Source organism: Mesorhizobium sp. WSM4830 (assembly GCF_055811495.1).
Genome location: NZ_JBVVQI010000001.1, coordinates 229,136 through 241,835 on the forward strand (window position 1 = coordinate 229,136; position 12,700 = coordinate 241,835).

The 12,700-nt window shown below is 63.7% G+C and carries 11 protein-coding genes; 3 read left to right on the plus strand and 8 right to left on the minus strand.

Annotated elements, in window-relative coordinates; translation table 11 throughout:
* Nucleotides 1-67 precede the first annotated feature (67 nt).
* The 3 genes from AC0L2Y_RS01205 to AC0L2Y_RS01215 form a co-directional block, all read right to left on the minus strand.
* Nucleotides 68-1,576, minus strand: coding sequence for a sugar ABC transporter ATP-binding protein (locus AC0L2Y_RS01205; RefSeq protein ID WP_473553202.1), 1,509 nt, complete (start codon nucleotides 1,574-1,576; stop codon nucleotides 68-70).
* 33 nt (nucleotides 1,577-1,609) lie between these two features.
* On the minus strand, nucleotides 1,610-2,548 hold the full coding sequence (locus AC0L2Y_RS01210; RefSeq protein WP_352484098.1) for a sugar ABC transporter substrate-binding protein: 939 nt from the start codon (nucleotides 2,546-2,548) through the stop codon (nucleotides 1,610-1,612).
* A gap of 150 nt (nucleotides 2,549-2,698) precedes the next feature.
* Nucleotides 2,699-3,709: an ABC transporter permease gene (locus AC0L2Y_RS01215; RefSeq protein WP_473553205.1), complete on the minus strand. Its 1,011-nt coding sequence runs from the start codon at nucleotides 3,707-3,709 to the stop codon at nucleotides 2,699-2,701.
* A gap of 267 nt (nucleotides 3,710-3,976) precedes the next feature.
* Here AC0L2Y_RS01215 and AC0L2Y_RS01220 point away from each other — a divergent pair, with 267 nt between their 5' ends.
* Nucleotides 3,977-4,939, plus strand: coding sequence for a sugar-binding transcriptional regulator (locus AC0L2Y_RS01220; RefSeq protein WP_352466100.1), 963 nt, complete (start codon nucleotides 3,977-3,979; stop codon nucleotides 4,937-4,939).
* Here AC0L2Y_RS01220 and AC0L2Y_RS01225 read toward each other — a convergent pair.
* From AC0L2Y_RS01225 to AC0L2Y_RS01240, 4 genes are all read right to left on the minus strand, one after another.
* Complete coding sequence (locus AC0L2Y_RS01225; protein WP_473553208.1) at nucleotides 4,936-6,432, minus strand: xylulokinase; 1,497 nt, start codon at nucleotides 6,430-6,432, stop codon at nucleotides 4,936-4,938. The genes AC0L2Y_RS01220 and AC0L2Y_RS01225 overlap by 4 nt on opposite strands.
* 20 nt (nucleotides 6,433-6,452) lie before the next feature.
* A complete protein-coding gene (locus tag AC0L2Y_RS01230; RefSeq protein ID WP_352489525.1) occupies nucleotides 6,453-7,775 on the minus strand; it encodes an NAD(P)H-dependent oxidoreductase in 1,323 nt (440 codons plus the stop codon).
* Nucleotides 7,776-7,990: 215 nt separating this feature from the next.
* A complete protein-coding gene (locus AC0L2Y_RS01235; RefSeq protein WP_473553211.1) occupies nucleotides 7,991-9,097 on the minus strand; it encodes a mandelate racemase/muconate lactonizing enzyme family protein in 1,107 nt (368 codons plus the stop codon).
* A gap of 16 nt (nucleotides 9,098-9,113) precedes the next feature.
* Nucleotides 9,114-9,872 (minus strand): GntR family transcriptional regulator, encoded by a 759-nt coding sequence (locus tag AC0L2Y_RS01240; RefSeq protein ID WP_473553213.1) that lies wholly within the window; start codon nucleotides 9,870-9,872, stop codon nucleotides 9,114-9,116.
* Nucleotides 9,873-10,127: 255 nt separating this feature from the next.
* Here AC0L2Y_RS01240 and AC0L2Y_RS01245 point away from each other — a divergent pair, with 255 nt between their 5' ends.
* Both AC0L2Y_RS01245 and AC0L2Y_RS01250 read left to right on the plus strand, forming a co-directional pair.
* Entirely contained in the window at nucleotides 10,128-10,739 is a 612-nt protein-coding gene (locus AC0L2Y_RS01245; protein WP_473553216.1) for a TetR/AcrR family transcriptional regulator, read from the plus strand.
* Between the two features lie 59 nt (nucleotides 10,740-10,798).
* On the plus strand, nucleotides 10,799-11,209 hold the full coding sequence (locus tag AC0L2Y_RS01250) for a cupin domain-containing protein (protein WP_352564771.1): 411 nt from the start codon (nucleotides 10,799-10,801) through the stop codon (nucleotides 11,207-11,209).
* A gap of 320 nt (nucleotides 11,210-11,529) precedes the next feature.
* Here AC0L2Y_RS01250 and AC0L2Y_RS01255 read toward each other — a convergent pair whose 3' ends face one another.
* Nucleotides 11,530-12,684: an efflux RND transporter periplasmic adaptor subunit gene (locus AC0L2Y_RS01255; protein WP_352489529.1), complete on the minus strand. Its 1,155-nt coding sequence runs from the start codon at nucleotides 12,682-12,684 to the stop codon at nucleotides 11,530-11,532.
* Nucleotides 12,685-12,700 lie beyond the last annotated feature (16 nt).

Below are 12,700 nucleotides of genomic sequence, written 5' to 3' on the forward strand. Positions count from 1 at the left end.
TCTGTTGCTGGCGCCCCGCGCGGTCTGGTGCTTGGGAGGATACCACCTGCTGCGCTTTGTTTCGATCCTAGCTCGTGGCGAGTTCCATCACGGCGATATTGCTTGCTTCGTTGCGGTCGAGAATGCCGCGTTGCCGGCCGCGGCTCAGCACCAGCACGCGATGCGACAGGCCGAGCACTTCTTCGAGGTCGGAGCTCACCACCACCACCGCCATGCCGGAACGGGCAAGGTCGGCGATGACATCATAGATCGCGGCGCGTGCACCGACGTCGATGCCGCGCGTCGGCTCATCCAGGATAAACACCTTGGGCGGGCGCGACACCCATTTGGCGATGATCACCTTCTGCTGGTTGCCGCCTGAAAGCTTGCTGACCGCCTGGTTCGGCCGGCCCTTGACGCCGAGCCGGCGAATGCCGGCCTCGGCGAATTTCTGCACCGCCTTCGGGAAGACCCAGCCATTCGGCGCGACATGGTCGAAATTGCCGATCGCCAGGTTCTCGCCGATCGTCTGGTCGAGCACCACGCCTTGTGCCTTGCGGTCTTCCGGCACCAGAACGACGCCGGCCTTGATCGCCGCCGCCGGGCCATTGAGATGCACCGGCTTGCCGGCGACGCGCACCGAGCCGGATGAGATCGGATCGGCACCGGCGATCGCCCGCACCAGCTCCGTGCGGCCGGCGCCGATCAGCCCGGCAATGCCGAGGATTTCGCCGGCCCGCACCGAAAAGCTGACATTTTGAAAGCTGCGTTCCGGCGAGGACAGGTTCTCGACCTCGAGCAGCGTGTCGTTGCCCGGCGCCGATACCGTAGGGAACATCCGCTCGACACTGCGGCCGACCATTTGCTCGACGACGGTGCGCACCGGAATGTCGGCGCGCTCGTGCCGGGCGACGATGCGCCCGTCGCGCATCACCACCACGCGGTCGGCGATTTGGGCGATCTCGTCCAGCCGGTGGCTGATATAGATGAAGGACATGCCTTCCACCTTGAGCTTGCGGATCTGCTGGAACAGGAGCTCCGTTTCCTCGCCGCCAAGGGCTGCCGTCGGTTCGTCGAAGATCAGCAGCTCGGCATTGAGCGTCAGCGCCTTGGCGATCTCGACCTGCTGCTGGGCGGCGATACGCAGCGTGCGCACCTTGCGCTCAGGCGAGACATCGAGGCCGAGACGCTTCAACTGGGCCGATGCCCGTGCATTCATTGCCGCGCGATCGATGCGGCCGCCACGCATCGGCAGGCGCCCGACATAGACGTTTTCGGCGACCGACAGATCGGGCAAGAGCTTCAGCTCCTGGTGGATCATGCCGATGCCGGCGTCGATCGCCGCGGCAGGATTGGCGGGGGAATAAGCGTTCCCCCGCCAGGTGATGGTGCCGGCATCGGGTTTCGTCGACCCGGCGATGATGTTCGAGACGGTCGACTTGCCGGCGCCGTTTTCGCCAAGCAGCGCCACGACCTCGCCCGGCCGCACCTCGAAGCTCGCATCGGCCAGGACCTGCACCGGCCCGTAGCTCTTGCAGAGGCCGCTGACGACGAGCCCGTTATGGGGGCTGTGCGTGTGGCGAGGATCGGTGGACATCGTTGCGCTCGTCGACTGCCGGACTGGTCTCAATCAGGGATGCTTGGCGATGAACTGCTCGACATTGTCCTTGGTGGTCAGCGTCGCATCCTGCAGCTGTTCTGCGGGAATGGTCTCGCCGGCCACCAGCTTGATTGCCGCATCGACGGCAAGCCGGCCCATGCCCTGGGTCTGCTGCGTCGCCGTCACGTCGAAGACGCCGTCCTTCAGCGCCTTGAGCGCCGCCACGTCGCCGTCGAAGCCGGCAACCCAGACCTTGTGGCCGGGATTGGCGACCTTGACCGCCTGCGCCGCACCGAGCGCCAGCGCATCGGCCTGGCCGATGACGATCGACACGTCGGGATGCGACTGCAACAGATCCTGCGTCAGCTTGAAGCCTTCGTCCTGGTGCCAGCCTTCGCTCCACAATTCGCCGACGACCTTGATGTCGGGATAGCCCTTCAGCGCTTCGCCGCAGCCCTTCGAGCGATCGACCTCGGGCGTCGTACCCTTCTGGCCGTGGATGATGATCAGCTCGCCCTTGCCGCCGGCCTGCTTGGCGATGTAGTCGCAAACCGCTTTCGCCGATGCCACGCTGTTGGTGGCGATGAAGGTGTCGCCGGGCGCGCCGTCGGCGTTGCGGTCGACATTGATGACTGGGATGCTGGCAGCCTTGGCCGTCTTGGTCGGCACGGTGGCGGCGGTGGCGCCGGCCGGAATGTAGATCAGCGCGTCGATATTCTGCGTGATCAGATCCTGCACCTGGCTGACCTGGGTCGCCGAATCGCCCTTGGCGTCGACGGTGACGACCTCGATGCCCTTTTCCTTGCCGTAGGCTTCGACGGACTGCTTGATCTGGTTGAAGAAGTCGGCCTGCAGATTGGCGACGGCGAGGCCGAGCTTCTTGGCTTCCTTGGCCGAGGCCATGTCGGACAGGCTAAGCAGCGGGATGATGGCCGCGGCGGCAAGCAGCAATGAACGTTTGGTCAGCATGTTTATTCCTCCGTTGATGTTCAATCTGTCCTGCCCGCGCATCGCGGCGCCCCTTGGCCGAACAACTCCCAGTTTCGGATCACCGATCCGTTTTCGCCCGAATATCGGGGCGAATCTCATTGAGCCCAATTCTTCATTGTGCCCCATTCTTCATTGTGCTCGGCGCCGCCAGGTGTCGGTGGCCACCGCCAGCGCGATCACCACGCCGATAACCACTTGCTGGATGAAGGGCGAGACGCCGAGCAGGTTCAGCCCGTTACGCAGCACGCCGATGATGAGGACGCCGATGGCTGTGCCGCCGATCGAACCGACGCCGCCCGACAGGCTGGCGCCGCCGATTACCACCGCGGCGATGGTGTCGAGTTCGTAGCCGAGGCCGGAGCTCGGCTGGACGGAATCGAGCCGCGCGGCAAGCACGATGCCTGCGAGACCGGCCAGCACGGCGCAGATCGCATAGACCCAGTTTGTCAGTGACTTGACCGGTATGCCGGACAGCCGAGCGACTTCGGCACTGCCGCCGATTGCGTACAGGCTACGGCCGGTGGTCCGGTAGTTCAGGAAGATCGCGAAAATGACGGCAAGCACGATCATCAGCCCGACGGTGACCGACAGGAAGCCGAAATGGCGGATGATCGACAGGCTGGTGAACCAGTCGGGAAAGCCGACGATCTGCGAGCCGTCGGTGATCATGTTGGCGAGGCCGCGCGCCACCGACATCATCGCCAGCGTGGCGATGAAGGGCGGCAGCTTGGTGACCGTCACCAGCAGGCCCGAAACCAGCCCGCAAAGGCCGGCGACGACGAGGGCTGCGGCGATGCCGGCCGGCAGGCCGAGATTGAGATAGTCCGGATGGGCGACGAAGCCCATCACCATGGAAGCCAGCGCCAGCACCGAGCCGACGGACAGGTCGATGCCGCCGATCAGGATGACCAGCGTCATACCGATCGCCATGATGCCGAGCACGGTGACCTGGTCGAGCACATTGAGAATGTTGCGGACAGTCAGGAAGGTGTCGGTGGTCAGCGAGAGCGCCAGGCACAGCAGAACCAGCCCGATCAGCGGACCCATGGTTCCGGCAAAGACAGCCGAAAACTTTGCGCCCGCCGTAGCCTGCGCACCAGAGCCTGCTTTCAACTCGCTTGCGTCGTTGCTCACAGCCACTTTGTCTCCTCCACAGCAATCCGGCGCTGCATCACCGGGCCACGTTGTTCACCCAGGCCCCTCCCTGTGAACAATTTATCTTTAGTATGCAATTTTGTTCAGCTAAACTGTTCGTCGGAAAATTGTCAAGGCCTGCCGCTTCATTCGACGACGGGTTTGCGCTGTCCGCCGGTTTGCCTTACGCAAGGTCTCCGAAATCTTGGGCATTTCGAAGTCGCCGGATTGGAATATCATGAGCAGAGCCGGCGGCTGCGGCAAGGCAAACAGATGACGATCGTAGAGAACGAAAGAGCCTCGCGCTTCCCAGACGCCGAACTCAAGGCCCGCGCCGCCTGGCATTATTATGTCGAGGGCCTTACACAGGAGCGGATTTCCGAAATTCTCGGCGTCGGCCGCATCAAGGTGCATCGCATTCTCTCCGCCGCCCGCGAAGAGGGTGTCGTTCAGTTTCGCATCCGCGACAGCGTCGTCGAATGCGTGGTTTTGGAGGAAAGCCTCAAGCAGCGGTTCGGCCTCAGCCAGGCCGTGGTCGTGCCGTCCGCGGCCGACCGAAGCAACGCGCCGCTGATGATCGGCCACGCCGCCGCCGCCTATCTGGCCGACCATGTGAATGCCGGCGATGTCATCGCACTCGGCTGGGGGCGGACACTGAAATTCGCCATCAATGAATTGCCGCGGCGGCCCATCGCCAGGACGACGGTGGTTTCGATGCTTGGCGGCCTTACCCATGCACAGCCGCTCAACCCGACAGAAAGCGCCTGGGATTTCGCCGAAAAGATCGGTGCGGAGTGCTTCCTGCTGCCGGTGCCGGTCTACGCCGACAGGCCGGAGCAGCGCGACGCTTTCATGAGCCAGCGCAGCGTTCAGGATGTCGTTTTCCGTGCACGCCGGGCAAACATCGCCGTGCTCAGCGTCGGCTCGTTTTCCAATGACAGCCCGATCGCCAATTACGGCTTCATCAAGCCAAGCGAACTCGAGGAACTGCAGGCGGCCGGTGCCGTCGGCGATATTCTGTGTCATTTCATCGACGCCGAGGGCCGGCCGGTCGACCACGAGGTCAACCGCCGCGTCTGCGCCTATCCGCTGCAGGATCTGTCGGATATCCCGAGCATCATCCTGGTGTCGGGAGGCAGCGAGAAGGTTGCGGTGATGCGGGCGGCGCTCGCCAACACCAAGGTATCGGTTCTGATCACCGACGAAGACGCGGCCAAGGGCCTGCTAGGCCGCTAGATTTCGCTGAGAGCGCCGAGGCGGGTGTGGATGTCGCGCGTCGCCTGATAAAGGTCGCGGTAGATTGCCTTGCGGTCGCGATAGCCGGCGACAAGTCCGTCGACCGGATCGACATGCCTGGTGGGAGCGGCAGCCATTACTTCTGCGGCGGCTTCCGGCGAGGCAAACCAGCCGATAGCCGAGGCCGCCAGCATGGCAGCGCCGAGCGCGGCGGCTTCGTTGACCGGCGAAACCGAGAGCGGCCGCTCGAGCACGCTTGCCATAATCTGCATGAGCAGCGCGCAATTGGTGCCACCGCCGGCGGCAATCATCGCCGTCGGTCTGCTGCCGGCCTGGGCTTCCATGGCCTCGGTGGCGACGGCCTGCTCGAAGGCGATGCCTTCCAGGACAGCGCGGAAGAGATGCTCCGGCCGGTGATCGAGCGACAGGCCGACAATGGCGCCGCGCGCCGCACCATCCCAATACGGACTCATGACGCCGGCCCAATAGGGCATGATGAGCAGACCCTCGCTGCCTGCGGCAACGTCCAGCGCCGCTTTCTCCAGCGCTGCCGCTGACGGCGAACCTGTCGTGCGAACGATCCAGTCGACCAGTTGCATGCCCGAGCGCAGCACGGTCTCAAGCATGAAACCGGAGCCGGTCGGCGAGACCAGCGTGCGAAAGGCGTCCGAGGTTTTCACCTTGCCGCAATAGCAGCCGCTGACCACGCCGGAGCCGAGCGAGAGGTAGCTCTTGCCCTCGCCGTAGACGCCCATGCCGAGACCCATAGCTTGCCCGTCACCGGCTCCTGCCACAACCGGCGTGCCAGCCTTCAGGCCGATCAGTTGCGCCGCGGTTGTGGAAAGCCCGCCGCAAATTGCGCCCGGCGCGACCAACTCGGGCAATTGCTCCATCTGCAGTCCGGCGGCCGCAACGAGGCGGGGATGCCAGGTACCTTTCTCGACGTCGAGCAGCCCGAGCGGATCCGCACTTGCGGTGCTGGTGACCAATCGCCCGGTCAGCCGCTGAACGAAGAAGCCGTGCACGTCGACCAGCGCCGCTGCCTGGCGAAGCACTTGCGGCTGGTGCTCGGCAAGCCAGGCAATGGCGTAGAGTGCCGGCGTCGGGTCCGGCGGCTTGCCGCTCCAGTCGCGGATCGCCTCGCGGCCGAGTTCGGCCGAAAGCCTGATAACCTGCGGCCGGGCGCGTTCGTCCAGCCACAGAATCGCCGGGATGAGCGGCTTGCCGGCGCTGTCCACCAGCGTGAAGGTCTCGCGTTGGTGAGCGATGCAGATCGCCGCCACCCGCGCCGCGCCGACCGCCTCGGTGACCTGCTTCAATGCCCCAAGCAGCGCCGTCCACCAATGTTCGGCGTCCTGCTCGAAATGGCCGGGCTTCGGATTTGAAAGCGGATAAGTCTCGCGCGCCTGGAACAGCTCCGCGCCGGCGCGCGTGAAGGCAATCGCCTTCACGGCCGTGGTCGAGGCGTCGATCCCGATTACGACATCGTCCATCAGGCGGAGATCCGGCGGGGTCAGGCTGCGTTTGTAACGAACCGTCCGTCCGACTGGTCGAGACGGCGGCGGATCTGGGTTATCACCATCGAATCGTCGGGTACACAATTTTCATAGGTCAGGAAGTCGCCTGTCTTGAGCGGCTTGACCACCTTGGCGCGTTCGGCAAGGCCAAGCGGCAGGGCGCCGCGGGCGCGTGCATCGTCCCAGGTCATGGCGAAGCCGCGATAATCGTTTTCGCCGATCATTCCAAGCGACTGGCCAACGCCAAGATCGCTCTTGGCAACCGCCACCGCCTCGGCCACCGGATGGTCGAGCGGCTCCATGTCGGCCCGCTTGTAGACCACGGCGCGCGCCGCCGACAGCGGCACTTCCAGGCTGGTCAGATGATAGGGCCGGAAGATCGTGAAATAGGGGCCTTTGCCGACCTTGAGGTCGATCATGCGCTCCAGCACACGCGGATGCCGGGTCTCGATGATGCAGAACACGCCGGGCGCCACACCCTTGCCGATGGAATAGTCGACCACGCCCTTGCGATGCAGCACGCCGCCATCCTCGCGCGGGCAGAGCACGCTTGCGAGTTCCTCCAGCGTCGCGGTCGGGCCGTGCATGCCCGGCACGTCGGGCACCAGGCCGGTCGCATTGGCGATCGCCACCATTTCGATCGCCGTCTTCGAGCCGTCGACGAATTCGACCAGCATGCGCGCATTCATGTTGCGCTCGGCCGCCTCCTTCTCGTAGTCGGCCGGCATGGCGTCGATCTTCAGCGGATTGTTCTTGCCCTTGCCGGCGGCGATGATGTTGAAGCCGAGGCTTTTGGCAAAGCCGATGATCTCCAGCGTGCAGGCCGGCTCGTCGCCGGCGGCACCCGTATAGACGACGCCGGCCTTGCGCGCTTCGTCCTTGAGGAAACGGCCGATGGTGATGTCGGCCTCGACATTGAGCATGACGATGTGCTTGCCGTTCTTCATCACTTCGAGCGCAAACAGCGTGCCGATGTTGGGATTGCCCGTCGCGTCGATGATGACGTCGATACGGCCGGCCGCCGCCAGCGCATGCAAATCTTCGGTCACCGCGATCTTGCCGGCCTCGATGGCGCGGTCGATCGCCGCGGCATTGCCGGCCTGGACGATGTCGGAACGGTCGTGGCCAGCGAGCAGCGCCGCGTCGATCGCTGCCTGCGGCCTGACTTCGGAAATAGCGCCGATCCGCATGCCCGGCATCAGCGCCACCTGGACGACGATGTCAGTGCCCATCTGCCCGGCGCCGGCAAGCCCGATGGTGATCGGTCCCTGCTGTTCAGCGCGCTGCAGAAGTTCCGCTGCAAATTGCGGATGGGACATGTCGCTTCCTCCAGTTCCGGACGCGCCGCAGCGTCCAAATCAACGTTTTGAACATTTCTATTTCCAAATGAAAAATATTTCAACCGGCAATTGGGCATTGTCGCTCTGCAATCGGCCAAAGACTATTGGATAAGCGGTCAATCCACACGGCCGTGCCTCTGCAGTCAGAAGGACGCGGCATATTCAGGTTGATGGGGGTACAGCGTTATTGCAGCTCAGCTGCCGATTTCGAAGAAGGCCGCACCAAGCAGGTCGGGAACGACATCGATACCGAGTCCCGGCCCGTCCGGAATGCCCATGCGGCTGCCCGAAACCGGCGGCATGTTGGATGCGGTGCGCACCGTCACCCATTCGTGGAAGGCAATGGCGTGCAGCCGGCGCTCCTCCGGCGTCGACAGCGACAGATGCGCCATGGCCGACGTGTCGATCTCGGCGCCGCCAGTGTCCTCGACAGTGATCATGAAGCCGAGGTCGACGGCCAGGTCGCGGATCTGGCGCGTTTTGGTGACGCCGCCGAGGCGCGAGATCTTCAGCGTCAGCCCGTCGGCGGCGCCCTTGCGATGGATGTCGAGCATATCGTCCAGCGAGGCGACGGATTCGTCGAGCACCATCGGCTTGTCGAGCGAGCGGCGCACCGACATGCATTCGTCGATCGTCGTGCAGGGCTGCTCGAACGTATAGTCGATGTTGCGCGTCGCATCGGCGAACTGGCGCGCCTGGTAAGGGGTCCAGCCGGCATTGGCGTCGCAGAAGATGACGGTGCCCTTCGGCACCGCGGCGGCAACGGCTGTGACGCGTTCGATGTCGTCATGGACGTTGCCGCCGACCTTGACCTGAAGCCGGCGAAACCCTTCCCCGACGATGCGCTTGGCGAGTGCGGCCATAGCATCGACCGTGCCGTGGGTGACGACCTTGTAGAGTTCGGCCGTCTCGCTCTCGCGTCCGCCAAGCAGGGTGACCAGCGGCACGTCGGCGGCGCGCGCCGCGAGGTCCGAGCAGGCCATGTCGAGCGCCGACTTGATGTAGGGATGGCCCTTGAACACCGTGTCCATCAGCCTGTTGATACTGGCAAGCCCGCGCGGGTCATGGCCGACAAGATACGGCGCGATCTCGACGACGCCGGCGCGAGCACCGGCGGCGAAGGCCGGCGAATAGAAATTGCCAAGCGGCGCCATCTCGCCCCAGCCGGTGAGCCCGCTGTCGGCGGTGACGGCGACGATCACCGCGTCGAACGCATCGGCGACGCGCCCCTTGGACATGCGATAAGGCCCGTCAACGAAGGGCTGCACGACATGGTGGGCTTTGATGGTTTTGATCTGCACGTTTTCTGTCCGTTGCCTATTTTTCGGGATGACCGCCAAACTTGTCTGGCTCAGCCGCCTTTAGGCGACCGGCACGATTGGCGCCGGCGCCATTTGGGCCGCGTCGCTCCAGCCCGCGCGCATAGACGAGCAATGCTTCGAAATCGAAATCGATGTGCTCCTTGGCATGGCGCTGTGCGGCGCGCATGTCGCTGCCCTTGAGCAGCCGCACATAGGTCTCGTGAGCATCTTCCGCAGGCACCGGCTCGTTGCGGGCCCGCTGGTGCAGCGCGAAATACATCTGCAGCCGGCTGGTCAGCCGTTGCCACGTTTCAAGCAGCACCGAATTGTCGGCCCATTCGTGGATCAGGCCATGCAGTTGCAGCGCCGTCTCGATCTGCCGCGTCGTGTCCAGTTCGCGCGTCGCCTGCTTCACCGCCGCATGGCGCCGGTCGAGTTCGTCGAAGAAGCGCTGGTCGCGAAGCGGCCAGGTCCGCGCGATGGCGAACTCGTCCAGCACCTTGTTGAGCGAATAGGCATCGTCGATGTCCTTGGCGGCAACATCAATGACGAAGGTTCCGGCGTAGGGGATGCTGGTCAGGATGCCTTCCTGCACCAGTTCGCGCATCGCCTCTCGCAGCGGCGCACGGCTCACCCGCATCTGCTCGGAAATCCTGAGTTCGTTGAGCTTCTGCCCCGGCTCCATCTGGCCGGTCAGGATCGCCCGCCGGAGCAGCGCCACGATCTCGGCCCTGCGTGTCGTATCCGCGATCGGATTGAAATCCAGCTTTGCCATCTGGCTGCTCCAGGAGACCAAAAGCAACAGAAGCAGGTTGTCGACAATCTAACAAGACTAATTTCCGGATTCTCAATCCTGCATCACATTGGCGCCCTTCCGACCTCGGCCAGCCCTGGCCACGCAAGCCTGCGCTCCCTCGCTGAGCGGCAGCTGGCTTCTGGCAGCGCGAAACGGACTGGTGCGTAGGCTTAGCAATGTCCATTGACGACTAAGAAATTTTGTGTCACTAGCAGTGACATGAATTCACAAGTGATGACTCAGAAATACGATAGCCCGCTGCGGGCAGAGCAGGCGCAGGCCACGCGCGAACGCATCCTCGCGTCCATTCGAACGATCCTGGAGCAAAATCCGTACAGCCTCCTTGGCTTCGATGAGGTCGCCGAGGTTTCGGGCGTAAACCGAAGGACGATCTTCCGCCACTTCCCGACGAAGGAAGCGCTTTTGGAAGCTTTTTGGGCCAGCACCAATGCCTCCCTGGGAGTGCGGTTCTGGCCTGAGCGGGAGCAGGATCTGATCGATCTTCCTCCCGACCTTTTCGCCTCGTTGGACGCAATCGAAGGCGTAGTCAGGGCCTCGCATGCGAGCGCTACCGGGCGCGAGATGCGCCTGCAAGCCAACGGTGAGCGGCAACGTGCCTTTCGGAGCAGCCTTTCGCAAATCGTAAACGGAATGGACCCGAAGGCGGCGCGCCAGCTTGAGGCCGTGATCCAGCTTCTGTTCAGCGCCACTGCCTGGCAGACAATGAAAGACTACTGGGGTCTTACCGGCCGTGAGGCGGGAGAGGCAGCCGCCTGGGCAATTCGCGCCTTGCTCAATGCGGCAAAATCGCAGCAGGGCGCCGTTCAAAAGGGAAAAAGCAAGTGACTTGGCATAAGACGAAAGCGACGGTCCATCCGGCCGATTCGGTTCAAGGCTTCTGGGTGATGGGCGATCAGGTCGCTGTCCGGGCAAAGCTCGCTGGGACGGCACTCAACGTGATCGACGTCACGGTACCTCCTGGAAGCGGCACGCCGCCCCACACGCATCCTTCCGCGGAAATTTTCCGCATTCTCGAGGGCACCCTCACGATATGGACAATGATCGATGGTGTCGGGCAAGAATATGAGGTGGAACCCGGTGACGTCGTCACCATTCCGGGCAACGCGCCCCATGGCTATCGCAATGCTGGTCCCGTGCCGGTTATGTTCATGGCGATCGTCGACGACGAGATGATCGCATTCTTCGAAGAGGCTGCATCCAAGGACGCGCCCTCCGGCCCGCCGACCGCCGACATGATTAACCGCGTGATCGAGCTTACCGGACGGCACGGAATCCAGATCCTGCAGGCGGCCTGAGCGGCGAAACCGTTGCTCAGGCTCGGGACTTGACCTGGAGGACGGTGCCTTATGCCGCCTAAATCCAGCAGTCCATCCATCCAGGGTCGAAGCGGGCCTTCGCGCGAGTGATACGTGCAGCCGCGATAAGCCGTCGGCTGGACGGATGTCTCGTGCTGATCCACAAACTGCTTTCACAGCTAGAGCGCGCCTCTATGCTGCCATTGTCGCCAGAGCCGCCGCTTGCACGGCTTGAATCGACCGTGTCGAAACTATCAGCAAAAACGGCGCCCTTGGCGTGGGAGCCGAGGGCGCCGCGGGACCGGACCTGATGGGGGTTATCAGGTGGCCGGTTTCTCGGGCAGCGGCGAGATCGGCATTCCCGGGCCGATCTTCTGCAGATTGCCGGTAATCACCCGGTCGCCTTCGACCACACCGCTCAAGATGGCAACCTGATCGCCGTTGGTCGGTCCGAGCGAAACGATGCGCTGGTCGACGGTGTTGTCCTTGCCGACGACATAGAGGTATTTGCCGAGTTGGCCCGAGCCGAGTGCCGTCTGCGGCACCATCAGCGCATCGGGCTGCTCTTTAACGTGCAGCCGGACGCGGACATATTGGCCGGGCAGCAGCGTGAACTTGCCGTTGCCGATCGTCGCCCGTGCCGTGATCGTGCCGGTCGAGCGATCGATCGTGTTGTCTATGAAGGTGAGATCGCCCTTCTGGCGCGGTTCCGTTTCACCGGGAAGCAGGACGTCGACACTGATCGGTCCAGCGGCGCGGGCCTCCTCGATCTGCGTCAGGTCCGTCTCGCTCGGATTGAAGGTGACGTAGATCGGATCGAGCTGCACCAGCGAGTTGAGCACGGTGCCGGCAACGCTGACCAGCGTTCCGACGGAAGCCTGGCTGCGACCAATGCGTCCCGCGAACGGGGCACGGATTTCGGTATAGCTCAAATTGAGCTCGGCGGTCCGCAAGGCGGCCTGGTTCACGGCGAGCGAGGCCTGAGCCTCGCGCAAGGTGCTGGTGCGCTGGTCGAACACGTCCTTGGCGAGATAGCCGCTCTTGGCGAGCTCGCTGCCGCGCCCGAGATTGGAGCGCGCATAGTCGAGTGTTGCCGTGTCGCGCTGGATAAGCGCCTTCGCCTGCTCGAGGGCAGCCTGGAAATCCTCCGGGGCGATCTTGTAGAGAAGGTCGCCCTTTGCAACGTCGCTGCCATCGGTGGCGACCTGCTCCTGCAGATAGCCCGGCACGCGCGCCTGCAGCGTAATGCTGCGGATCGGCTCCACCCGGGCGGCATAGTCGAGATAGATCGGGATCGTCTTCTTGACGACGCTCACCACCGGCACCGGCATGACAAAGGCTTCCGGCTTGGGTGTCGCCGCCCCGGCTGTGCCGGCGTTGAGGCTGAGGCTGCCCATGTCGAGCAGGTGAACGCTCGCCACCGAAATCGCCCCAAGGGCGACGGCCGTTCCCAGCGCGATTTTCCATTTACGCATGATCAATTCTCCAGTC